This is a genomic window from Leisingera sp. S232 (assembly GCF_049800895.1).
In the GTDB taxonomy this organism is placed as follows: Bacteria; Pseudomonadota; Alphaproteobacteria; order Rhodobacterales; family Rhodobacteraceae; genus Leisingera.
Genome location: NZ_JBNAFX010000032.1, coordinates 1 through 24,003 on the forward strand (window position 1 = coordinate 1; position 24,003 = coordinate 24,003).

Annotated in this window: 17 protein-coding genes and 7 pseudogenes; 15 read left to right on the forward strand and 9 right to left on the reverse strand. The window is 58.1% G+C overall.

Annotation, left to right across the window (positions count from 1 at the left end):
- A partial coding sequence (locus tag ACP151_RS16655) for a transposase (protein WP_424979233.1) occupies positions 1-247 on the reverse strand: 247 nt, incomplete at its 3' end.
- Between the two features lie 96 nt (positions 248-343).
- Between ACP151_RS16655 and ACP151_RS16660 the strand changes: the two genes are divergently transcribed.
- The 13 genes and pseudogenes from ACP151_RS16660 to ACP151_RS16720 all read left to right on the forward strand — a co-directional run.
- The gene (locus tag ACP151_RS16660; protein WP_424980026.1) at positions 344-1,024 is read left to right on the forward strand and encodes a hypothetical protein; all 681 of its coding nucleotides are present in this window, start codon (positions 344-346) and stop codon (positions 1,022-1,024) included.
- A gap of 60 nt (positions 1,025-1,084) precedes the next feature.
- The gene (locus ACP151_RS16665; RefSeq protein WP_424980027.1) at positions 1,085-1,537 is read left to right on the forward strand and encodes a hypothetical protein; all 453 of its coding nucleotides are present in this window, start codon (positions 1,085-1,087) and stop codon (positions 1,535-1,537) included.
- 77 nt (positions 1,538-1,614) lie between these two features.
- Positions 1,615-3,165 (forward strand): FHA domain-containing protein, encoded by a 1,551-nt coding sequence (locus ACP151_RS16670; RefSeq protein WP_424980028.1) that lies wholly within the window; start codon positions 1,615-1,617, stop codon positions 3,163-3,165.
- A gap of 31 nt (positions 3,166-3,196) precedes the next feature.
- Positions 3,197-3,790 carry an FHA domain-containing protein gene (locus tag ACP151_RS16675; protein WP_424980029.1) on the forward strand — a complete coding sequence of 198 codons (594 nt, stop codon included), beginning with the start codon at positions 3,197-3,199 and terminating at the stop codon, positions 3,788-3,790.
- 16 nt (positions 3,791-3,806) lie between these two features.
- Positions 3,807-5,156 carry a PP2C family protein-serine/threonine phosphatase gene (locus ACP151_RS16680; RefSeq protein ID WP_424980030.1) on the forward strand — a complete coding sequence of 450 codons (1,350 nt, stop codon included), beginning with the start codon at positions 3,807-3,809 and terminating at the stop codon, positions 5,154-5,156.
- A complete protein-coding gene (locus ACP151_RS16685; protein ID WP_424980031.1) occupies positions 5,153-6,286 on the forward strand; it encodes a serine/threonine protein kinase in 1,134 nt (377 codons plus the stop codon). Before ACP151_RS16680 ends, ACP151_RS16685 begins: the two co-directional genes overlap by 4 nt.
- 29 nt (positions 6,287-6,315) lie before the next feature.
- Positions 6,316-7,542 carry a trypsin-like peptidase domain-containing protein gene (locus ACP151_RS16690; RefSeq protein ID WP_424980032.1) on the forward strand — a complete coding sequence of 409 codons (1,227 nt, stop codon included), beginning with the start codon at positions 6,316-6,318 and terminating at the stop codon, positions 7,540-7,542.
- Between the two features lie 23 nt (positions 7,543-7,565).
- Entirely contained in the window at positions 7,566-8,297 is a 732-nt protein-coding gene (locus ACP151_RS16695; RefSeq protein ID WP_424980033.1) for an ATP-binding cassette domain-containing protein, read from the forward strand.
- Positions 8,294-9,481, forward strand: coding sequence for an FtsX-like permease family protein (locus tag ACP151_RS16700; RefSeq protein ID WP_424980034.1), 1,188 nt, complete (start codon positions 8,294-8,296; stop codon positions 9,479-9,481). Before ACP151_RS16695 ends, ACP151_RS16700 begins: the two co-directional genes overlap by 4 nt.
- A 79-nt stretch (positions 9,482-9,560) precedes the next feature.
- Positions 9,561-11,135: a formylglycine-generating enzyme family protein gene (locus ACP151_RS16705; protein WP_424980035.1), complete on the forward strand. Its 1,575-nt coding sequence runs from the start codon at positions 9,561-9,563 to the stop codon at positions 11,133-11,135.
- Positions 11,095-12,858, forward strand: a complete 1,764-nt coding sequence (locus tag ACP151_RS16710; protein ID WP_424980036.1) for a serine/threonine-protein kinase — start codon at positions 11,095-11,097, stop codon at positions 12,856-12,858. The genes ACP151_RS16705 and ACP151_RS16710 overlap by 41 nt, the downstream gene beginning before the upstream one ends.
- A 28-nt stretch (positions 12,859-12,886) precedes the next feature.
- Positions 12,887-14,899, forward strand: coding sequence for a vWA domain-containing protein (locus tag ACP151_RS16715; protein WP_424980037.1), 2,013 nt, complete (start codon positions 12,887-12,889; stop codon positions 14,897-14,899).
- Positions 14,900-14,994: 95 nt separating this feature from the next.
- Positions 14,995-15,802, forward strand: a pseudogene (locus ACP151_RS16720) (IS3 family transposase); the annotation flags it as partial.
- Between the two features lie 236 nt (positions 15,803-16,038).
- On the opposite strand, the pseudogene ACP151_RS16725 reads toward ACP151_RS16720, so the two are convergent.
- From ACP151_RS16725 to ACP151_RS16750, 6 genes and pseudogenes are all read right to left on the reverse strand, one after another.
- Positions 16,039-16,193: pseudogene (locus ACP151_RS16725) on the reverse strand (IS110 family transposase); the annotation flags it as partial.
- 24 nt (positions 16,194-16,217) lie between these two features.
- Positions 16,218-17,871: pseudogene (tnpC, locus tag ACP151_RS16730) on the reverse strand (IS66 family transposase).
- A 54-nt stretch (positions 17,872-17,925) separates the two neighbouring features.
- Positions 17,926-18,084: an IS66 family insertion sequence element accessory protein TnpB gene (gene tnpB / locus ACP151_RS16735; RefSeq protein ID WP_424980038.1), complete on the reverse strand. Its 159-nt coding sequence runs from the start codon at positions 18,082-18,084 to the stop codon at positions 17,926-17,928.
- Between the two features lie 34 nt (positions 18,085-18,118).
- Positions 18,119-18,346 (reverse strand): annotated as a pseudogene (gene tnpB, locus ACP151_RS16740) (IS66 family insertion sequence element accessory protein TnpB); the annotation flags it as partial.
- Positions 18,340-18,750, reverse strand: coding sequence for an IS66-like element accessory protein TnpA (gene tnpA, locus ACP151_RS16745; protein ID WP_424980039.1), 411 nt, complete (start codon positions 18,748-18,750; stop codon positions 18,340-18,342). The gene tnpA and the pseudogene tnpB (ACP151_RS16740), both read right to left, overlap by 7 nt.
- A gap of 80 nt (positions 18,751-18,830) precedes the next feature.
- Positions 18,831-19,960, reverse strand: a pseudogene (locus tag ACP151_RS16750) (IS110 family transposase); the annotation flags it as partial.
- A gap of 137 nt (positions 19,961-20,097) precedes the next feature.
- Here ACP151_RS16750 and ACP151_RS16755 point away from each other — a divergent pair.
- Positions 20,098-20,358, forward strand: a pseudogene (locus ACP151_RS16755) (integrase core domain-containing protein); the annotation flags it as partial.
- 210 nt (positions 20,359-20,568) lie between these two features.
- On the opposite strand, the pseudogene ACP151_RS16760 reads toward ACP151_RS16755, so the two are convergent.
- Positions 20,569-20,894: pseudogene (locus ACP151_RS16760) on the reverse strand (transposase); the annotation flags it as partial.
- 350 nt (positions 20,895-21,244) lie between these two features.
- Between ACP151_RS16760 and ACP151_RS16765 the strand changes: the two are divergent.
- Complete coding sequence (locus ACP151_RS16765) at positions 21,245-22,216, forward strand: GlxA family transcriptional regulator (RefSeq protein ID WP_424980040.1); 972 nt, start codon at positions 21,245-21,247, stop codon at positions 22,214-22,216.
- A 450-nt stretch (positions 22,217-22,666) separates the two neighbouring features.
- Here ACP151_RS16765 and glyA read toward each other — a convergent pair whose 3' ends face one another.
- Entirely contained in the window at positions 22,667-23,932 is a 1,266-nt protein-coding gene (gene glyA / locus ACP151_RS16770; RefSeq protein ID WP_424980041.1) for a serine hydroxymethyltransferase, read from the reverse strand.
- Positions 23,933-24,003 lie beyond the last annotated feature (71 nt).

Sequence of the window (24,003 nt, forward strand, 5' to 3'; positions counted from 1 at the left end):
TCTTCAGCAGGCTCGCAACCATACCGGACGTTTGCCGCAATGGCAGGCCGAACAACACCTTCACACTAAGGCAGAACTGGATGGCCGCATCGGAGAAGGTCTCCGGTCGTCCGCGTTTGCCGCATCGCTCGGCGAACCAGGTCATGTCGCGGTCAAACCAGACCAGCAGAGAGCCGCGCTTTCGAAGTGATGCGTTATAGTTGGACCAGTTCGTTGTTCGATAGCGGGAAGAGGCAGGCTTCGGCATGCCGCCGATCTAACCTACGGGATTCGCAAAGTGAATCCTCTACGGCCTTTGTGCAACAACGCCGGTGGATTGCGTCTTACTATTATTGCAAAGCTAATGCTTATTCTTACATTTTTGGGTGCGTGCACAGAAGAAAGCATGCAAATTGGCGCTTTGGGGAGCGGTACCTGGAAGACGCCGGAAGAACGTGCCTTGGAAGCAGAAGCGAGAAACCTCAATCAGGTTTCACGCAACATTATTGTGAAGAACACCCTTGAAGGCGCTGCTGTTGGTGCGCTTGCGGGCTGTGGTCTGGCGTTGTTGCTGGGCGGAGATGGCGGTGATTGTGCGGCTGGGGCCGCTGCCGGCGCAGTGGTCGGCGGTGTCGGTGGCCACGCCGTGGGTGCTAAAACGGCCAAGAAGAACGAAGAGATTGTGCGCACCAAGGAAGTGGTAGCGAATTTGAGCCAAGTCTCGACACGTCTCAATTCCGTTGAGGCCAAACTGCGCAATGTTCTGAGTTCCCAAAGCGCAGAAATCAGATCTCTGAAGCGGCAATTGCAAGCAGGGCAAGTATCCGAATCTGCTTATAAGACCCGTGTGAGGGCGATCAACTCCAACCGTAGTGCGGTTCAGGCGTCATTGGCTAAATCCGAACAGAATATGGTCAATGCAAAAGGGCAGATCGCCCAGGCGCGTTCGCAGGGGCAACCGGGGCTGGCGCAGGCTTCGCAGGCAGCCGAAAGCAACCGACGCCGTCTGGCGCGGACGCGCGCCACTATTAAGGCGATCGATTAATTCAAAGACCCCGGGGGACGGTTAAACGTGCCTCAGGCGGAACACAGTTTGGAGTTTTCCATGCAAAAGAAGGTTAAGATTGCGGCTCTGGGAGTGCTGACTGCGTTGGGCGCTTGCACCGGATCCACAAATCCGGAAGAAGCCAGCCTTTTCGACAACATTCACAACCTGAACACTGGTGAATACGATCGTCAGATCGAGAGCAACAAAGCCCGAGCGCAAGCGATCCTGGCAAATAACCGTGCGGCTGAAAGTCGGATTTCCGGGTTGGAAAACCAGGCCGCAAGCAACTCTCGCACAATCGCATCGTTGCGAAACGATATTGCGGAAACTAAAGCCGTGGCGCAGCAGGCTCGTGCCAGCTCGGCAGGTGACACAGCAGCAATTCAACGTGTGTCCGTGCTTGAGCAGCAATTGCGCAGTGTCGAAAGTGAAGTGAAATCCGGGACTGCTAGCCCCAGTGTGGCCAAGGCGGAGCTGCGGCGCATCCGTTCCGCTTTGTTGTCGATCTGATACTCAGAGGACCGGAGTGCATTTCTCAACGGTCTGTTCAAAAAAAACATTTAAAAACAGATTGTTGGGAGTCCGCCATGGTGAAAGCCATCTGGTTTTCTGCAGTGAAACTGTTCTTGGGGCTGGGGTTGCTTCTTGCGTCGCAAGCTGGTGCTCAAGATTTTGGCATGTCGCCAAGCCGGGTGCCTGAGAAGGGGGTTGCGATATTGGATTGCGCCCCGTCGGCACCAGCCCCTGAAAACAGTTGTGTCATCCGGGTTCCTGCCGGTCATAAGCTTGAGAAGCTGAGCTCCAGCGATTTAGGTAACCGTGAAGCAGCTTTCAAAATTGCGCGAAGCGCCTCAGACTTGCCGCAAGGCCTGGTTCTGTCGTCGACTATTGTTTTGATCGATCTGTCACGCGGTGCAAACAGCGGCCGCCTTCGTAGCTGGGAACGTGAACGCGCAGCAATTGAGGCGATGCTTTCACGTCTTTCGATGCCTGGCGAACTGGCTGTCTACGGCTTTGGCGCCGAACTGGTCCGGATTTCGGATTTTTCCAGCGACAGCAGTGCAGCAGTGACTGCAGTTCGGCAGTTGGAGCTTTCCGAGAACAACACAATTCTGACATCGAACATCCTGGCAGCCATTGAGGTTCTGGAAGGGCGTGAAGATGCGCTGTTTAAGAATATCATCTTGGTTTCCGACGGTGACGAGGAAGGGGTCGGCACCTTTGATGACGTTGCAGACGCCGCAGCAAGGGAGAATGTGTCGCTTTCCGCACTGGGAATGTTCTGGCGTCCGGAAGGGAACTCTGCCAGTTCACGCGGATTGGATGTTCTAGGTAGGATTACAGCACCGCAAGGCGGGCTCAACCGTTCGGTGTTCCTGGCTCAGAGAGGAAACGAACAGGCTCAGGCGCAAAGTTTTGCAGCGCTGGTCTCAACCTCCGCTGGGCAGTCCGGGCTGATCCTTGCGGACGGTCGGCCGGCTCCTGCGCAGATCACCGTTGAAATGCGGGTGCCTGAGCCTGGGCAAGACAGTGCAACACGGCTGCAGACCTACAAAGTGGAGTTTTCTCCAGCTGAAGGGACGGCCAACCCTGACCTCCTCCCGGAAAAAGCCGAAGAATCTCTGATGTTCGGCTTTCCAGCTTTGTATGTTTACATCTCTGCGGGCGGCATCGGGTTTCTGGTTCTGGTGTTGCTGTTTTTCCTTTTGCGCAGCTCTGCACGGTCTGGGCAGGATGACCTTATGCCCCAGGATGAGGATGCAGATCTGGAGATCGCTGCTGGGCAAAACCCTCACGACACGGCCGGCGGACAGCCTCTGCAGCCTATTCGGGTACCCAGCAGCCCAGTTGCAGCTTATCTCTTACGGCTTGATACCGGTGAGAAGCTGCCTGTGAGCGGTGAGCGGCTTTCGATCGGCCGATCATCAAGCAACGGGATCGTCCTTTCTGATCATGGGATTAGTCGTGTTCACGCTGAACTCTTTAAAAACCGAGACGGGGGCTATTCGATCTCAGACTTGGAGAGTCTCAACGGTACTTTTGTCAATGAGCAGAAGGTCTCAGGAACAGTGCGCCTGCGCATCGGCGACACAGTCGGCCTAGGCAAAAACGTGCGGACCAAACTTGTTCTGCCCTGACCGGCGGCCTTCTAAAAACGGAGAATTAGACATGGGAAACGACAAGACGAGCTGGCTCAACCTCGACGATGATGATGACGAACTGTCGGATGTCGGCGGTGGCTTTACCGAGAGCCTGCCTGCGGATGGCCAGGTAGGCCCCACGCATCTTCCATCCGGTTTTGGGGCGGACGCAACAGACGGAATGCGTACCTTCCTGGAGCCTGGTGCGGAAAAGACCGAAATCCACATGGACGAGCAGGTTGGATTTGATCCCATGGTGGACCCCATCGTCGGCTGGCTTGTCGTCGTGAAGGGGCCTGGGCTGGGGCAAGCCGTCAATCTGGGCGGAGGGATGAACAGCATCGGCCGTGATCCGAGCGAGCAAGTCAGTCTGGAATTCGGGGATAAACTGATTTCCAGCAAGGACCACCTGCGTGTCATCTATGATGACCAATCCCGATCTTTCCTGGTTGCCCCTGGTTCTGGCAGGAATGTGTCGCGGATCAATTCTCAAGTCATTGCACAGACCATGCCGCTTTCAAATCTCTCGGTGATTGATTTGTCCAAACATACAAGCGTCCGGTTTGTTTGTTTCTGCGGCGAGGATTTTGACTGGTCGGATTTGTCTGAAAACGACGCATGATCGTCAAATGAATGCAATGAGCAGAGTAGCCGGCAAGCAGATCCTGGGCAGGCGGGACAAGCAAGAAGACAGTTTTGTGTTGAAGTTTCAGGACCAAGCTGATCCTGGGTCAGATGTTCTGATGGTTGTAGCCGACGGCATGGGCGGCCATGTCGGCGGAGAGATTGCCAGCCAGGTCGTCTGCGACAGTTTCGCAGACTATTTTGTGAGAAGGGCGACGGAGCACCGGACCAAGAACAGGCTGCAGGCGGCTGCAGAATTTGCCAACAAATGCCTTGGTTCCAGAATTGCCGAAGAGCGAGAGCTTAAGGGCATGGGCTGCACGCTGGTTGGCGTGCTCAAGGTAGAAAACAGATTAAGCTGGGTCTCTATTGGTGACAGCCCTGCCTATCTGCATCGTGCGGGAAGGCTTTGGCGGATCAATGCAGATCATTCTCTGTATGCGGAACTTCTTGAAGGTGTTCGGGCGGGTAAACTGACGCAGGAGGAGGCGGACGTTCACCCCAAACGCCACGCTTTGCGTTCGGCGTTGCTGGGGACCGAGATACCGCTAGTGGATCTGAACTCTATTGACCTGCAGCCCGGCGATTGCGTGATTTTGGCTACTGATGGGGTTGAAACGCTCAGTCTGCAGGAGCTTCAGCACCAGATCGAGCGGTCGGCCAATGCAGCCGCTGATGCAGTGGCGGCAAACATTTTAGCAGCCGTGGAGGCCAAGGGAAAACCCCGTCAGGACAACACGACGGTTCTGGTTTACAAACATACTGCTTTCGGACAGCCGGGGTTGCTGGAGCCGACCGGTATGAATATGAGTGGGCGGAGGTTCTCTGCTGCAATTGTGCCGCTGATCTTTGGCGGTTCAGCGATTGCCTTGGGCGCGGTTCTGGTGCTGGCTTACGCACTTAATCGGAAGGAGGTGCCGCCGCTGCCGACTGAGCCTGCTATTGCCCCGACTGCAGCGGCTTCGGAAGACACTGCCCGTAATCGTCCGATCGAACGCGTTGGCGGTGGGGGCGGTTCTGTCGGAATTGAAGATGAACCGCTAGGCAGAAGAGAGATAACGGACGGTTCCTCGCAGGGGGAATCTGCGGACCCGCAGCCCTCGGTAGCAGCGGAGGGATTGCCGCAAGCGAATCCAGACGAAAGCACCACCAATTCGCTCCGGCCGCGCCGACGCTCAGGCAGCGGTGTGTTCTCTCTGCCGCAAATCTTGCCGCCCGCCGCCAAATCCGGACAGCCGCAGGCGGATGAAGGCGAACAGGGTCAGGATGCAGAACGGGCAGTTCCGGAACAGGATGCCGGGGTCTCAGGGGAATGCCCCGGATCTCTTTTTTCGGCAGAGACATGCACGCCGGAGCAGGCATGACCCGCAATTCGATCATACCGGCTGATCCTCTGCCAGCCGGGACGCGCCTTGCGGGCCACGAAGTGGAAGCGGTCCTGGGGCAGGGAGGGTTTGGTATCACCTATCGGGTGCGGAGCGCATCCGGTGTGGTTTCAGCCTTAAAAGAGTATTTTCCGGTGGACGACGCCATGCGCGTTGATGCTACGCGAGTGCGGGCACGTCTGGAGCGTAAAGACCGTTTCGAAATGGGCTACAAGGCGTTTCTGAGCGAGGCGCGGACATTAAAGGCATTGCCGAAACAGCGCGGTCTTGTGCGTTTCAACGGGGCCTTTGAAAAATTCGGCACGGTTTACGCTCTGATGGATTTCGTAGACGGTCAGCCGCTCCATATGGCGGCCAGCCAAGTGCTGGCCAAGCGTGGGCATTTTCCGCTGCCGTTGATGCAGAACCTCGTCGAAGCGCTGCTGTGTGCTTTGCAGGCTATCCACGGGGCTGGGGTCGTGCATCGTGATATCAAGCCGGCCAATGTTATGATTGGGCGCGACGGACAGCCAGTGCTAATCGACTTTGGGGCTGCACGGCCAGCCCATGGCCGCAGCGACTTGGCGTCCATGTATAGTCGGCGTTACGCGGCATTGGAACAGTTTCCCTCCAGACTTACCGGCTTTCGCAGCCGGGCTGATGACGGTCCGGCAATCGATATCTTTGCGATGTCGGTCTTGCTGTATGATCTGGTGTCCGGCAGCCTGCCGCCCGACGCGAGCGAGCGTTTCCAGAAACTGAAACAAGACGGTAGGGATCCGATTTTACCTGTGTGGGCAAACATGCAGCGCAATGGTGTTAGAGCGGATTATCCTGATGTGCTTTTAAATGCAATCGATGCAGGATGCGTGCTGCTTCCGGAAGAACGTGTGCAAGATGCCCGCAGTATGGCGGACAAGCTGGGCGGATTTGTGACGCTGGCTTCTGTGCAAGGCGGGCGGCTGGAGCCTATGGCGAAAAAACCGGTTTTGCGGAACCTAAGGGGCGAGGAATTGCGCAACTTGAGCGAAGACGAAGGCAGCACGCGTTTGCGTGGTATCTTGATCATGGCGATCATTATCCTCGGTCTGGCTGGATCTGTGGCACTATTCGGGATTTTGCAGTCGTGATATCCTGCTGGTCTTCTCTTTTACAGTCTTTGCAACTGAAGTTCCTTTTGTTTTGGGCGCTGTACTTGTCTTGTGCTGCGGTGGTTTCTGGCCCCGTTGGCGCGCAGGACTTCAGCACTGTTGCACAGTATGCAGACCGTGCTGTGGGTCGGGTTTTAGTGTTTTACCCTAACGGAGAAGGAACAGGGTCCGGCTTTGTCTTTGGCAGGCGCAATGATGCATTGCTGTTCATGACCAATCACCATGTGGTGGCTGGCAGCAGTGGGTTGTTGGTGGTGTTTTTGCAAGACGATCAGCGGTATATTTATGAAGCTCAGATTGTTCATGTGTCCCGACAATCGGACATGGCTGTACTGTCGCTGCGGCCAGACCGAGAAAACCCTGGCAACGGGTTCCATGACTTTGCTCAACTGGAAATCAGCACTCGGAAAATGGCAAAAGGCGAAGATGTTGCCGCGCTGGGGTTCCCGGGTTTCGCCGATTTCACTAACGAAGAAGGGCTGAGTAACGCCGCATATTTCACCAGCACTCTGACACGGGGAAGTGTGTCCAAAGTTTCTTACGGACAGTTAGGAGAGCAGGAAATAAAACGCGAGATCGTTCAGCATACGGCGGCCATCAATCCAGGCAATTCCGGCGGGCCGCTGTTGGATAGCTGCGGACGGGTCGCTGGGCTGAATACAGCCGGGCCTTCGAGCAGCAATGCCCAAGGAACCTTCTGGGCATCGTCTGGTCCTGCTATCGCTCAGTACCTTAGCATGCAAAACATTGATTTTGCGGCCAGCAGCAGTGGCTGCAGTAGCGGGCTGAACGTCCAGATGATCTTTGTGATAGTGGGCGCGGCGGGAATAGCGGGATTGTTCGCCGGAGGTGTCATTCTTGCCTATAGGTCCTCACCCCGTAATCAGAGCAGAAAGGGCGGCAAGCCGTTTCAGGCTGGAAACAAACAAGGAATGGCGCGGGTTGTCCTGACTGCCCGGATTGGAGGAGAAAGCCAGCCGCTGACGGCTCAACACCTTGCCGACGGGGTAACGGTTGGACGGGATAGCAACTGCACGCTGGTCGTTGAATCGCAAAACCTCAGTCGCCAGCATGCCCGGCTGAAAATTTTGGACAGGAAACTATTGATTGAGGATTTGGGATCCTCAAACGGCACATTTGTTGCCGGAGAGCGGCTGCGGCCGGGCCTTGTCAGGCAGATCAACAGTGCAACTGATATTCGCCTGGCGGATCTGCACCTGAAGCTGTCGCGATAAAATAGTAGGGAGCAATATGTTTCATGGCTGAATTTGTGCTTCATATCCGCAATCTGGGTGTCCAGCTGAGCCGTGATTTTGCGGTAGTGATTGAAGCGCTGGATCTGGCTCCAGGCGAGCGGCTTGTGCTGGACAGCGAAAGCGGAACCGGAAAAAGCACAGTGCTTGGTCTAATCGCAGGGGCAATTACCTACGACAACTACCCCGGGCGGACCCACTTGCTCATGGGGCATGATATGGTATCGGGCTTGCCGCGCGAGCAGCGTGCAGGGCCTGACAGGCTGGGGTATGTCCTGCAGACGAACACGTTGGTGCCTTACTTAAATGTTCTGGACAATATCTGTCTGCCGCTTCGGTTGGCAGAGCTTTCAGAGGACCTTGAGTGGCGGGCTCATCTGCTCAAGTGTCTTGGCCTTCTGCGGCTGATCGGGCGTATGCCTGCAACGCTTTCGGTCGGGCAGAGGCAGCGCGTTTCGGTTGCGCGGGCGTTGCTTGGGCGCCCGGCTCTGCTGATGCTGGATGAACCTGTTGCATCTCTGGATGTTGGCAATGCCGCTAAGGTCGAGGCCCTGATTTCCACTCTGGCCGAAGAGGCAGGTTCAGCGGTGCTTCTTGCTTCGCACCAGGCCCAATCCGGCCTCTTTTCGACTGCCCGGCGTCTCAGCCACCGGAGCTTTGCACATGAGGGAGCGACGTACTCGGTCTTTTCAGACCCGATACTGATGGCAGAAGGCCAAGTTAGGGCCCGCGCATGAGACATGCTATTCGACTTGCTCTTCGGGAGTTGCGGCAGGAATGGCTTTCGGCAGGCTGTTTTGTCTTTGCGCTGGCCGGCGTTCTGGCGCCATTGCTGATCCTGCTTGCACTCAAAAACGGGGTTATCGGCACCATGGTGGACCGATTGGTTGAAAACCCTGCAAACCGCGAGATTATTCCTATCGGGGTCAAAACTTACGATGCTTCCTTCCTGGCCGAGCTGGCGCAGCGTGAAGACGTTGCCTTCATCGTGCCCGCGACCCGCCGCATCAATGCACAGGCCACTGCAGTCCGCAATTCGGCGAACCGGAACATGGAACGCGGGGTACCCTTGATCCCTTCGGGTGCAGGCGATCCGATAGTGAATGGGACGCCAGTAACGGAGGGCAGGGTATGGATCACAACCGCAACAGCGCGCGCTATGGATGCAGGCGCCGGTGCCGAATTGGAGATTCTCATCGGGCGCGATATTGACGGGACGCGGGAAATTGCCCGTCAGACAATGACGGTGGCCGGTGTGGTACCGGAATCGCTAAATGGTCGGCATGGGCTTTACATCGCGCTGGAGGATCTTCTGAAAGCCGAGAGGTTCAGGGATCAGGCAAGTGTAAGTGCGGACCGCTACAACAGCAGGGCCGAGCCTCCGGTCAAGTATGCTGGATTTCGAATGTATGCAACAGATTTAACGGCACTTTCGGGGCTTCTAGCGGATCTCGAGGCCCTCGAGATTCAAGCACGGCCGAGGGCAGGGAACGTCGCGCTACTGCTTGGCTTCCGTGACAACCTCAACGTGCTGTACGTATTTATTGCGGTAACTGCCGGTTTCGGATTCTGGGCGGCAATGGCTGCCAACCTGCGCAGCATGGTGGAGCGCCAGCGTGTTGTCTTCTCGCTGTTACGGCTGCTTGGGATGCGCAGTAGCCATTGTGCACAGGTGCCTATGATCCAGAGTTTCTGCCTGGTTGGGCTTGGAGTGCTGCTGACCCTAGGCTTTGTTTGGCTCGGCATCGGGGCAATCAATTCTGTTATTCAGCCTGCAGGTAGCGACCCGGTTGCCTACCTGGGGTTTTGGGATGTTGCTTGCACTGCCTTGCTTGGCTGCCTGACGGCACTGACGGCAGCTTCTTGGGCAATACGAGCAGTTTACACGGTGGAAATGAGTGAGGTTTTGCGGAATGGCTAGAGCTTTGAGATGGTTGTGTTCGTTCGCGGCTGGAGTAGTTGTTTCCGCGCTGCCAGCAAGGGCGCAAGAGGCTCCGACGGTGCCGGAAGGGGTAACCTGGCGTGACCGGATCTATAATCCCGTGCCGGCTGCGGATGACGTGATCCTGCCCATGAACTGCGGCGGGGCAATGGTGTTTCGTAAGGTGATGACACCTAACACTGGAGGTGCGGCAGGAGATGTGCCGGTGATCCTTGGCCAGCAGGGCAGCGATCAGCCCTATCTGGATGGCCTGCGCCGGTCATATGTGTCTGGAGGCTTCACGTCTGAGAACGGCTCTGCATACGGCTTTTTCTACATGGCTAAATACGAGCTGAGCCAAGGGCAGCTGGATGTTGCTTTTGTGGACGATCCGGCTGATTGCCCGAGGAAGATCAGTCGCAAGGGGCGCTTACCGGCAGTCGGAGTCACGAAGTCGCAGCTCGACCAGTTTGCTGAGCGTTACACGATCTGGCTGATGCAGAACGCTCCGGAGTTCCTTCCTCATGAAGGTGATACTATGGGTTTTCTGCGTTTGCCCACCGAAGAGGAGTGGGAATTCGCGGCGCGTGGGGGGCTTTCTGTTGCTGAAGCCGAATTCCGGGCAGGCCGCCCGCCTATCCCTGATGGCGAGAGCTACAGCGAATACATTGCGCATGGAGGCTCTGACAGTGCCTCGGGCGAAGTACAGTCGATCGGCACACTGAAACCAAACCAGCTTGGTCTGCATGACATGCTGGGCAACGCTTGGGAGATCGTAGGCAGCCCCTTTGCACTGGTGCGGCATGGCCGCTTGCATGGGCAAGCAGGTGGTATCGTGCGCCGGGGCGGCGGGGCAAACTGGCCATTGACAGAGATCACTTCTGCTCAGCGCTTTGAGATGGCGCCATACAATGCCCGCCGACTGGACGCGCAGGCCGATAGGTACACTGGGGCTCGCTTTGTGATGTCGGCGATATCAATCACCTCGGAGGATCAGCGCCGTGCCTTGGTGGAAGAGCTGGACAAATTGGCCCGCCCGGATCCTGCATCGGCTTCTGCGCGATCAGAGGAAGAAGTCCGTTCGCTGCTGAAACGGATGCAAAAGCAGGCCATCACAGAACAAGAGCGTGGCCAGCTGCAAATTGTCTCCGACATGCTGGCGGCAGCGACCGCTGAACGGAACGCCCATAGGGATAAGGCGCTGCGGCTGATCCTGACCTCTTCTGTGCTGCTTTGCAATCAGGCGGTGCAGCGATATTTGACGGCGAGTCTCGCCAATCAGACGGTGCTTTCGGATCTGGAGAATTTGGAGCAGGACGCCCGTGCGGCGGGGGATCAGGCGTTTCTCAGCGAAGTGCTGGAGGCTAAGGAGGAAGCTCGTTCGGCACTTGCTCGGCTGGGCGACAGCTTGAAGCGGGATGTGGTCGAATACGCCAACCTTATTGAAGGGGTCGCGTCCGATAACAGTATGGAGGCGATCAGGGAGCAGGCAGAGTTCATCCGCGAGGGGCAAATGGGGCTCTCAGAACGGCGGGACGCCTGCTACGGCATATTACGCACGCACCTCGAAACCCGCTTTGCCCTCGGGGCCGCGGATATAGCGGCGATGCGCGATGATTTCCAGACGATTGCAATCGCCATTCAGAAACAATGAATTCGAATTCAAGGACATAGAGACACATGAGAAACATCTTGCACAATGCACTCGAAGCGCTGATCTGGGTTGTGACTGGTTTGATGATATTGGGGGCGTGTGTTGGTGGCGGCGTTTTCCTCCAAGTTTCCGGAGGCTTTGGCAGCCCGAGTATCACGCTCATACTGGTTGGTTTTCTGATCATTGTGTTCGGTGTCACCATGTCCTTTGTTTTTGCTGGTGTTTGCTTTGCAATAATGGACATTCGCCGCTTCACCAAACATGCGGCACTGAGCCTGCAAAAACAGCGCTGAAGCGCACATTTTTGTTACAGAGGACACTGCGCATGAGCCAAGTCAGCACCAGCCTGAAACCGGGGGCCGTTTTTCAGGACAGTTACAGGATTGAACGGCTCTTGGGAGAGGGAGGCATGGGGGCGACTTATGCGGGCCTGAACCTGGCCACAGGTCATGAGGTTGCCATCAAGGTGATGACTCCTGCATTTGCCCGCAACACCAAGGCAGCAGAGCTTTTCCGCCGCGAAGCAAACCTGATGCGCACGCTGAGAAACGATGCCATCGTAGGCTTTGAGACGTCGTTGCTGGATAAGACTGGACAGATGGTCCTTGTGATGGAATTCATCAAAGGAAAACCGCTGGCCTATTTCCTGGAGCGAAAGGCACGGCTTGCTCCCATTGATGTTCTGAAACTGGCGCGCCGACTGCTGGACGGCTTGGCTGCGATCCACCGTCTTGGCATTGTGCATCGGGATATATCACCTGACAATATAATGATTCCGGAGCATGATATCCTCGCGGCTAAGTTGATCGATTTCGGCGTCGCCTCAGATACAATCGGAACAGATAAGACCCTGATTGGCCAAAGCTTCGCCGGGAAAATCAGCTATGCCGCGCCAGAGCAGTTGGGGGTTGGGACTGCACAGGTGTCGGCGGCGTCCGACCTGTATTCTCTAGGGCTTGTCCTGCTGCGTACAGCCGGGCAGGAGGTGCCCGGGTTGGGGGCAAAGCTTGCCGATGCAATCGATGCCCGGCGCCATGACATCAAGTTGAGCAGCGCAGACCTGCCAGAACCCTTGCGGCAGGTACTGGAGGCGATGCTAAGGGCAGAACCGACGCGTCGTCCAAGAGAGCCGTTGGTTCTCGTGGAGCGGGCGATTGAGGAATTGAACGCGATGCCAGTGGCGGGGTATGCCGAAGCGCCACGGCGCATTGCCGCACAAATCGGCTCTGCAGATTTGTTTGACGGCGAAGAGGACCGCGGCGACCAGGCGGGGCAGGGCGGATCTAACCGGAAGCGGGTTCTTCCGTTGGCAGGCGGGGCACTTGTTTTCGTTCTCGTCCTTGCCGGGCTCATTTTTTGGGGCGTTGGAACGGGCGGATTGAGTGGCAGCAAAGCGGGTTGGCAAGCGGCGATTGCCAAACAGGCAGCCGCTTCCGGCGACCCGCTGAGCGAGATTGAAGCTTTGGTTGACGCGGGAGGTGAGGATAATCTGAATGCTGCTTTTGGTGCGCTGATGGCCTTGTCTCAGGATGAGGGACTGGCAGATCGGGTGCGGGCCTTGGCAGCTGTTGAAATTGCGCGGATGTATGACCCCTTAACCTATGACAAGGCCCGGTCACCCTTCCCGGCGGCGAACCCCAAGGCGGCAAAACGGTTTTACCATCTGGCGATTGAATTCGGCAGCAGCGAAGCGCTGACGGCGCTGGCACGGCTGACGCAGTGAGATTTGCGTTTTGAGACGGGAGAAACGGATGAAACAGACGCGGATAATGGCGGCCATTGCGCTTTGTTGGACGATGGCACCTGCTTTTGTCGGGCCAACCCAGGCACAAGATGTTCCTTTACTGATTGAAGGTAAGGACAGTCTCTTTCAACGGGTTCTAGTTCGCGACAGCACCGGCCAGTTTGATACGCCGGATGGGGCTGTCGGCCCTCGGGTAGCGCCGCTCACGCCGCTCTTTGTTTATCAACATGCGGACGGCTGGTTGCAAGTTGGGATTGATGAAGAAGGCAATGATCTCTTTTGGATCTCTGAGACTGCTGCAGTGGACTGGAACCAGAATATCGTTGCCACTTTTGAAGGCAGCGAAAATCTGGAAAGGCTTTTGTTCTTTAAGGAAATCGATCCGATCTATGACCTTCTGGAGCTGGAAAGTCCCGGCCCGGCCGCAGCGCATTACCGCGAAGAGGCGCAGCAAGCGGAACGTGGGGAAGGAACATCTGAAGTGGTCGTCGCCTTAGGGCCACGCAAGGGAATTGACCAAAGTCAGAATTTCTACGTGATGCCAATCCTCGATTTCGAGGAAGAGATTTTTGACAATGGTGCTTTTGTGAACCTCTTGCAGGTTGCTGTGGCACGCGCCACTGCGGGCAGGATAACAAAGTCGCCGGAGCTTGTCTCTCCGTCCTCACCAGTCTCCCGCCCGATTACCGAAGGCAGCACAGAAATGCCCGAGGACTATAAAGTTGGGGTGGCCTTTGTAGTGGATACCACGATTTCCATGGAGCCATATATCCGGGCAACTCGCAGCGCCATGGAAACGGTCTATGCCACGCTGGAGGAAAATCAGCTTACAGGGGCGATGTCGGTGGCGTTAATCGGCTACCGTGACAACCTGACAGCGGCCCCCTCATTGGAGTATTCAGCACGCACATTTCTGGACTTCGATCAAGGGGCCACGCAAGAGGGGTTTGCCGTAGGGATATCCCAGATGACCGAAGCTGAGGCCTCATCACGGAATTTCCGTGAAGATTCCTATGCTGGCGTAGAACATGCTTTAAGCAATCTGAATTGGGCCGGTTACGCAGGCCGCTACATCGTGCTGGTGACAGATGCGGGCCCGCGTGAAAGCAGTGACGAGCTTTCGATCACGGGACTTTCGGGCAAAGGGTTGAATACACTGGTTCGCGAACGGATAAACGGTGCCGTTGCGGTGATGCATCTGCGCACTCCAAAAGGGGCCAAGGACCACGCACGGGCAGAAGCTGCTTACCGCGAGCTTTCAGGTTTCGCAAATCAGGCGCCGTTCTACTTCCCGATCAAAGGTGGTGATCCGGCACAATTCCGTCAAGCCGCCGCAGATCTAGGCACCGTGATTGCTGCGCAGGTGGGGCTATTCCGGCAGAATCCAGACGCAATCCTGACAGAGCGAGAGGAACGTGAGATAACCGACGGCCCAATATCTTCAGAAAACCGTTTTCATGGGTTGGCTTCTGCTGGGCGCACCATGCAGCTTGCCTATCTAGGCAGCCAATCCGGGGAAGAAGCACCGGATGTATTCAAGGCATTTGTCGCGGACCGTGATTTTGACCGTACCGGGCTGAAACCGCTATCGATCCGTGTCCTGATCTCCAAGGCTCAGCTTTCGGCGCTGTACGATGCGCTCAACATCATCATCGAGAAAGGCGAGCAGAGTATCATCGATCCAACCCAATTCTTCGGGCAGGTTCTAGGGGCGGCGGCTGATATGAGCCGTGATCCTGACAAAGTAGCGCGGCGCAGCGACCCAACGCTCGCTGAAGCGGCAGCAATTGATGAGTATATCGAGGATTTGCCTTACCGCTCTCGGATAATGAACATTACCGAGGAGGATTGGCTGGACATGTCGTTTTCCGAGCAGGCGGCGATTATCAACCAGCTCTACGACAAGGTCGCGCGTTATCAGGAATACAATGAAGCGACCAATCTCTGGGTCGACTATCTCGGGACGGGCGCTCGGGCGCAGAATCTATTGTACCCATTGCCGTTGGATGATCTGCCGTAAAGAATGGAGTTTCCGAACTCGGCTGGCAGGATTGACCTGAACCCCTGAATCTCCTCCAGATTTGTGTAGAGTCCGGCCAACTAAAGGACTGACAAATGAAGACGCGAGTCACCGACGAACAGATCATTCAGATGATCAAGAAACAGGAATCTGGCGAGAAGACGGCTGAAGTGTGCAGGCGTTATGGGATCAGCTAAGGCACCTTCCACAAATACAAAAGCAAGTATGGCGGTATGGAGACATCGGATGCGAAGAAGCTCCGGGCGCTGGAAGCCGAGAACGCGAAGCTGAAGAAGCTTTTGACCGAGCAGATGCTGGACAACGCAATGCTACGGGAAGTTAACTCAAAAAAAGTGGTGACGCCCGATGCCAAGCGGAAGGCGGTGGCGCATCTGGTGGAAGTCCATAAGGTGAGCCAGCGTCGGGCGTGCTCTGCTTTGAATGTGGGTCGCTCAATGGTGCGGTATCAATCGCGCCGGTCGGATGACACGAACCTGCGCGATGCCGTGAATGCGGTCGCCAAGGAACGTCGCCGGTTTGGCTATCGGCGGCTGCATGTGATGGTCGAACGTCAGGGGTGGCAAGTGAACCACAAGAAGTTCCGTCGGATCTATCGCGAAGAGAAGCTCCAAGTGCGCCGCAGAGACGATAGAAAGCGGGCCCTGGGCACGCGAGGGCCGATGGTAGTACCGGATGGGCCGAACCAACGTTGGAGCCTCGACTTCGTATCTGATGCGCTGACTGACGGCCGTCGCTTCCGTATCCTGACCGTGGTGGATGATCTCACGCGTGAGAGCCTGGCGCTGGTGGGCCGATACATCACTTTCAGGCTTGCAGATTACGCGAGAACTGGACCGGCTGATTGCAGAGCGCGGGGCGCCGGGAGCAATTGTGTCTGACAACGTCCTATGTCGGGAAATTCCGGCTGCTTAGGTCAGCAGGTTATGGAGCATCCGGAGTCCCGGACGCCCTGGCAGGTTTGCCCAGACGGGTTCTGCCGTCAAGAATTGATCTCTTCCATAGCAAACACAGGGTACGCGCCTTGGCGGCCCTCACCGTCCTTAATACGAGATCCCAAATCCCAAGCAGAAAGCCCGAACATTATCTACGAGGTCAGCGAACTGCCTCCACGGCCCTTGTCAGAGAGAGGTCTTTCCGCCTGGGCTCACCCCTCGAAGAAGGGGCGATAGGGTTCGCCGTGTTTGACCACGGCGTGTACGGTGCGCGCCATCTTGGCCGCGATAGCGGTATAGGCCTTGCGGCGCAGATGGGCATTGTGCCGGTCCTTGGTAAGCGGCGTCTGGAGGGCACCGGCCTTTCAACTTGACGGCTGGAAATTCCAGGGGAGGAGCTCGTCGAGCTGGCTGGCAGGGTGACCCGCAGCGATGACTTCGAGGGTGGCCTTGAGGTAGACGAAGGGCTCGACGCCATTGATCTTCGCCGTGGCGATGAGCGAAGCGATGCGGCCCCAGGCACGGCCGCCTTCATCATGGCCGGCAAAAAGTGCGTTCTTCCTCGTCAGAGCGATTGAACGGATCAGGTTCTCGACAGCATTAGAGTCGATCTCGACGCGGCCGTCGTGGAGGAAGGTCTGCAGCCCGTCCCACTGGCGGTGGATGTAGGCCAGCTTCTCCCCGAGACGCGACTTTGAGGAGATCCGGCGGCGCTGGCTTTGCAGCCATCCTCCGAACTCGGCGACCAGCGGCGCGGTGCGGGCCTGCCGGGCCGACAGCCTCTGGCCGGGACCCATGCCGCGGATCTCACCCTCGATGCGGTAGAGCTCCGCAATCCGGCGCAGTCCCTCGGCGGCGATCATCATGCCGGAGGCGTGCTTCCAGCACGAGGCCGTCGCGGTCTAAAACCTCCTTCAGCTTCCTGCGGGCATGCGCCCAGCAATGCGCGACGGCGACCGGCGCGCCGCCTTTCCGCGCGGGGCGCGTCAGCCGGTTGTAGCCGGTATAGCCGTGTGTCACCCGGCAGGCGCATCCGGGGGATGCTGCCGAGAGGGCAGCTGCAGGATGCCATCGAAGCCCTGCAGGATCTGTTCCGCGTTCTGCCCGGCGCGGCTGGGAGCATAGGTGAACACCACACCGGGCGGGTCATCGCCGCCCCATCTCCTGTCGTCCCGGGCCAGCGCCCAAAGGTATCCGGTCTTTGTCCGGCCCCGGCCCGGGTCCAGAACCGGCGCCGTGGTTTCATCCATGAACAACTTGCCTGAGCCCTTCAGGTGCTCAGCGAGCCGGTCGACCACCGGGCCAAGGTGGAAGGCAGCTGTCCCCACCCAATCGGCGAGCGTGCTGCGGTGCAGGTCGATCCCGGAGCGGGCCAGGATCTGGCTCTGGCGGTATAACGGCAGGTGATCCGAGAACTTGCTGACCAGCACATGCGCGATGGCGCCCTCGGTCGGCAGCCCGCCCTCGATCAAGTGCGCGGGGGCCGGTGCCTGGGTGACACCCTCGGCGCAGGCGCGGCAGGCATACTTGGGCCGGACGGTGACCCCTCTCGTGCATGTGAACATGCACCGCCGGGCAGTGGATGACGCGGAGCTGCGCCGGAATGATATCCAGTCGTTCAGTGCGGTCCTCGCTGATCCGCTGCATTGTCCCGCACCCGCATGGACAGTTCAGGCTGGCCGGTTCGATCACCTTCTCGATCCGCGGCAGGTCCTTGGGCAGATTGCCACGATTGCGCCGGACTGCCCGGCGCGGGGACGCTTGCGGCGGAGCCTGTTCGTCCTGCTGGGTCTCAACCTCGGCGACTGCGGTTTCCAGATCCTCGAAGGCCAGCTGCCGCTCGTCCTCGCTCAGTTTTTCCGACCGTTTGCCATGCACAGCCTGGTTCAGCTCGGCAACGAGGTGCTCCAGGCGTTTGTTGGCCTCCCTGAGTGCATCTCGCTCGCGCAGCACTGCCAGAACAGCGTCACGCTGGTCTTCGGGAATGGCAGAGAGGTCGATGGGCGGGGCGCTGGACATGGCCGGATCATACCCTGATCTGCCCCTCCGGGAGCAGGCTTTCCGCAGCCCGAGTCACTCTGCCACAGCCGGGCGGCGCGCCTCCAGGGACCGCACCCGCCGCCAGTCCAGCCCGGCAAACAGCGCCTCGAACTGGGCGCGGTTCAGCGTCATCGCCCCGTCGCGGATGGCGGGCCAGGTGAAGCTGTTCTCCTCCAGCCGCTTGTAAGCCATCACAAGCCCGCTGGGCTCCGCCCGTTCTTGCCTCAAACTGTCCCCCGGACAGTTTGCTGCGTTTCACGCAGGCCGGCGCAAACTCCCAGAACAGGATCTTCATCCTGTCCGCCCGTTTGGTGCGGAACACGAAGACCGTGCCCGTGAACGGATCTTCCGCCAGCGCTGACTGCACGAGCGCCGCTAGGCCGTCATGGCCTTTGCGGAAATCCACCGGCTTTGTCGCCACCAGTATCCGGAGGCCCTGCGAGGGCATCAGCATGGCGGGGTCCCGAGCGCATGCACGATCTCGGCAATCCGGGTCGCGGGCGTGCCGGGCGCCAGCTCGATCCTGACTTCGCCCGAAACGATCCGGATCACCTCTGCTGAAGCGGCAATGTCCGGCGCCGGCTGTTCCTCCGGAACATCGCAGACCACCAGCGGGGCGAAGACCGGTTCGTCCAGCTCCGCCGCTGGCAATATCAGCTTCCCCTGCTTCGCCAGCCGGCGCCAAGCCGACAGCTGGTTTGGTAAGACTCCATACCGCGCCGCCACGCCATTCACAGTCGCGCCCGGTTCGAGCGTATCCGCCACTGCCTGGGCCTTGGCTTCATCCGGCCACCGCCGGTGACCCGACGCGTAGATCTCGACGCCCAACGATTTGAGAAACGAATTTGTAGCGCACATTGCGAAACGCACTCCCCACTATGAGTTGTGCAAGATCTCGCAGCACCGGATAGGCGCTACAACGTGGGGCGCTGACGCCGGTTACGGTCCTTGGAGATGTAACGCTCGAACTTGTCGCGGAAGCTGTTGGTCTTCTTTGACGCGGCGGTCTGACCCGCCATCCAGAGCCTGCGCCGGAGCCTGCGCCGGAGCCGGGCATTGCCATACTTGGAGATCTTGCTTTGTCCGCGGAACAATCCGGACTGCACGGTGGCGAGATCCATGCCGCAGAACTTAAGGAACTGGCGGTGATGCCGGAAACGGCGCAGATCACCTGCTTCAGCCAGGATGGTCATTGCGTTGATCGGGCCGATACCGGGGATGGTCGTCAGCAGCTGATAGTCAGGCAGATCGGACAGGAGCTCGACGGATCGGGCCTCAATCTCATCGCGCTGCCGGATCAGGCTGCGGCCTTCGGCGAGAACGAGGCGGAACATACGCACGGCGTCGGAATCCGGGCGGACTGGAAGCCCGACTGAACCCGCAGCAGTCGTGTAAATCTCTGAAAGCAGGCGTTCTTTGGAAACCTTGCGGCCGACGACTTGCCAGGCATCGGCGATGAAAGCCTGCCGGCTCATGGCCGAGATCATGTGTGGCGACGGGTACTTCTCGAGAAACGCCAGGAACCAACCGTCCGGGAGCTTCTGTGAAACCGCTCGGCTTCGGGAAAATACAGAGGCAGGTAATGGGTCAGGATGCGATGCCAGAGTTCGGTCTTCGACCGCGAAACGATTTCATGGGTCTTTGACAGTTCCTGAATGTCAGCGGTTCCGGTGGCCAGCGGATCGTGGAAGAACTGCACGGCCCCGATCTCCAGCATGTGAAGGATGACCTGGGCGTCCTTCGGGTCGTTCTTGTCCCAACTGTTGTGCAGGGCCTCCCGCGTCCGGGCCAAGCCCACGGAGGACACGAGCTTCAGCTCGAACCCCGCCTGGCCGAGATGATGCGCCAGTGCCCGATGATAGTTGCCGGTTGCTTCGAACCCGATCCTAACCGGCAGGCCGTAACCGGAAAGAGCCGCCACCAAACGCCCGAAGTCATCCAGAGTATTGGTGATGGTCATGCGGCGGCGGCGCTTCTTGCCGGGAGCACCGATCAGAACTTCGTGGCGGTGTTTGGAAATGTCGATGGCGACCAGTAAGGTCGGCGCAGTAGAATAGGTGGCGGTCATAGCCGGTCTCCTCAGCGGTGTGGTTTACGCAAAACCACTGTTGAGACCCGAGACCCGGTTATGGCCACCCGCTGCGCGATTTGAGGGCTGCGCGCGTGGCCATAACCTCTCAGCGGCTAATCTTCCCGACGTGCTATGGAACCGAATCTACCAGTTTAGCGGTGCTCAGATGGGTGCAGGAAACCGGCGTCTACTGGCCTTATCTCGCTCCAGGCAAGCTAACCCAGTACGCATTCATCGAAAGCTTTAATGGCAAGCTCCGCGACGCATGCCTGAACGAAACACTGTTTAGCTCACTGGCCGAAGCCCGTGCTACGCTGGAAGAATGGCAGGAGAACTACAACACCCACAGACCACATTCGGCGCTCGGCAACCTGACGCCCAGAGAATTTTCTGAGAAAAGAACGATGGACAAACTGGCCGCGTAAAGCCATCAAATCGAACCCAAAGGCTCTCCGCGAGGTGGGAATTATTTGGGGCCCATGCCGACTTTGGTACGTCCCCTCTCGGGATATCGCTGCGCAATGCTCTGTCGGGCAAGGGATCAGGCGTCCACGCCTCCGTTCCTCGGGCAATTGGTCCACTGGATCAATTCCTAATCCTCCTCACTTGACGCCCATGCTGATCGCTGTTCGGTGGGCCTTGAAATAGGTCGAGGCGATCTTGACGGTATTCTGTTCGCCGTGCTCAGCAGCCAGCCCCCCATCAATCGGACGAAAACCCCCTTGTCGCTCAACCGCTTCCAGAGATTGTAGAGCGTCTTGTGCGGGCCATAGGCTGCAGGCGCATCACGCCACCGTAAGCCATTGCGATTGATAAAGATAATCCCACTCAGCACACGCCAATCATCGACGCGCGGCTTGCCATGGGACGTCGGGAAGAAGCGCTCAAGACGCGCCATCAGCGCATCTGAAAGCCAGAAAAGATCTGACATGTTCTCCGCTCTATTTTCGAACCGTGAATCACGCCACCCACCGAAAATCAATGAGTCTGGAGCCTAATCGGCATTTTGTCACGTAATGCCCAACGTCCAATGACACGCAAAAATCCCATGTCGATCACTCCATGTCTCCCTGACCAAACTGTCAGGGCAATGTGATCACATGGGGCAATGCTCAGTGACAGTTTATGGGGATACCGGGTCAGATCTCAGTGACAATCAACAGCACCGGTTCGTCTGGTTCATTTTTTCTAAGTCAAGTTAGCAGAAATTCTGGTTTGCTCCGCGCCCGCGTGGCAGCGAAAATCAACCAATTCCCGCCCATTTTTTGCTGGAGAATCCGAATGTATGATCAAGCCGTCTGTGATCCCTCTGACAGCTCAGTTTCCATCGGTCAGCACAATGTTTCAATTCTGGTGCAGTCCTGCAATTCCAATTCCGCCATTGGCGCCTGTACCGAATTGCTTGACAGTGCAAATGAGCTGGTTGGGAAGGACTACTATCGTTTTGAAACTGTTTCCGGGCTTGAGCCGCTGCGCGGGGTCAGCAGTGGCGGCCGGAACCAGACACTGATCCTGTTCGGGCAAAGTCGCGAGCGTTGGCAGGCATCCGAAGAAATCAGAGGACCGTTGCGCAGCAAACTGCCGTGCTTTCATCGTATCGGACTGGTTGGTGGCGCGGTTTTCCTGCTGCAGGATGTGCCCGGGTTGAAACAGCGTGAAGTGACCGTCCATCCCCGGCTTGAGTTTGCCGCGCGGGAGAGCCGATTTGCCATCTGTTCAGATCCCGGACCGATCTGGCGGGACGGTCATGTCCATAGTGCGTTTGGCGGCATTGCTGCGATGCATATGATCCTGGCCATGGTCGCCGAAGACCTGGGCGCCTTTGTCGCGCAATCCGTTGCCGCTGATGTCGGGCTCACTCTGGACGCATGCGCGCGCTCCCACTCTGAAAAGAGCAAATACATGCGCCAGGCCGAAGGCAGCGCGCTGCTTTTGCGCGGGCTGGAGATGATGCAGGAGAACATTGAAAGCCCGATTCCGGGCCGCAGGCTGGCGGCGGCGCTGGCAGTTTCACCACGTCAGTTGGAGCGCAGTTTCCGCAGAAAATTCGGTGAAACGCCAATGGCAGTTTACCGCAACATCCGGCTTGAGCACGCACATCAGCTTTTGTACCAGACCGACCTTCCCATACTGGAGGTTTGTGTGGCCAGTGGCTTTGCCTCCAAGTCCAATTTCTCGCATTGGTACCGGGAGCGGTACGGGCAAATGCCGTCCCAAGCCCGCAAGTTGCGCTATACCGGCGCTGCCGGCTGAACCGGCCCTGCTGGTTTCTTGCCATCAAAAGGCGGCCTTTGGGCAGAAAGCTCTGATCCTCGTTTCCCGACATCTGGCTCCCGCCAATAGTCCACATCACATATGAGTTCTGACGCTGGCTGGCCCCTAGACCGACTGCGCCAGCTCGAGCCGTCCTTTGGCCGGTGACAGCAGCATCCGTGGCCGGTCGCGTCATGCTGACGCGCCGAAACCGCCGCTGTGTCCCTGTCTGCCTACTGCTGCACCATTTCGCCACGGTGGCGCTGCAGGATTTTATCGATGCCCTCGTTCCCTTGGGTTGCAGACAGAAATGTGCCGTTTGGGGGCGCATCTTTCCCGAAAAACGTGGGCAGGCATGGTGTCTGCGGCATGAAAAAGCCCCGCCGTGCATAGCAGCGCGGCGGGGCCTGGTCAGCAGGCGATAGACTGCCTGCTGGGGAGTGCGTCAGGTCAGTCGCGGTAGACTGGGAAAGCGGCGCAAAGCTCTGCCACTTGTGCGGCACAGCGTGCGACGGCGGCATCTGTATCCCCGGCCGCTTCTGCTTCCACCAGGTCCGCGATCATTTCACCCAACGCCTCGAACTCGGCTTCTTTCATGCCGCGTGTGGTTGCGGCACCAGCGCCCAGACGCAGGCCAACCCACTCTGGCGGCCGCGGGCTGTCATTTGGGATGGCATTCTTGTTGGCGGTGATGTTCGCGCGCTCCAGAACGGTCTCGGCGCGTTTGCCGGTGATCCCCTTGGGGCTGAGGTCAACCAATGCCAAATGCGTGTCGGTGCCGCCTGAGACGATCCGCAGGCCGCGTTTCTGAAGGGTGGCTGCAAGCGTGGCTGCGTTGGCCTTCACCTGAGCCGCATAGGCCTTGAATTCATCCGTCTGCGCTTCGCCCAGGCAGACAGCCTTGGCCGCCAGCACCTGGCTGTGGATCGAACCCTGAACACCTGGGAACACTGCCGACTGCAGCTTTTTGAACCAGTCTTCGTTGTTGGTGAGGATCAGCCCGCCGCGAGGACCGCGCAGGGTCTTGGTGGTGGTGCAGGTGACGATATCTGCATGCGGGAACGGGGAGGGATGTTCGCCCGCAGCCACCAGACCGGCGATATGAGCCATATCGACGTGGAACCAGGCGCCAACCTTCTTGGCGATTTTACCCATGCGCTCAAAATCAATCTCACGCGGATAGGCGGAGCCGCCGGTGATGATCAGCTTGGGCTGGATCTCTTCGGCCTGCTGTTCCAGCGCGTCATAATCGATCACTTCGCTGTCGGCATCGACACCATAGTGGTGCGGTTCGAACCAGCGGCCCGAGAGGTTGGCTTTCAGGCCATGGCTCAGGTGGCCGCCGGCGGCCAGATCCAGGGACAGCACCTTGTCGCCGGGCTTGAGCAGCAGGAAGAACACGGCCAGGTTGGCCTGGCTGCCGGAATGCGGCTGCACATTGGCGTAGTCACAGCCGAACAGCTGCTTGGCGCGATCAATAGCGGCGTCTTCCACAACATCGACAAAGCGGCCGCCACCATGGAAGCGGTTGCCCGGGTAGCCTTCCAGCGTCTTGTTGGTCATCTCGTGGCCAAGCGCGTCCAGCACTGCGCGGCTGACGATGTTTTCCGAGGCAATAAGCTCGATCTGGTCCTGTTGACGAGATTTCTCGTTGGCCAGGGCTTCGGCCACCAGCGGGTCGGTGGCGGCGACGGATTGGGTGAAATGCTGCGACATGAGGGCTCCTCCGCATCACATGTAAAACTGCCCAAAGAATGCGGGTTTTGACCTGTTTACAGCAAATCAGT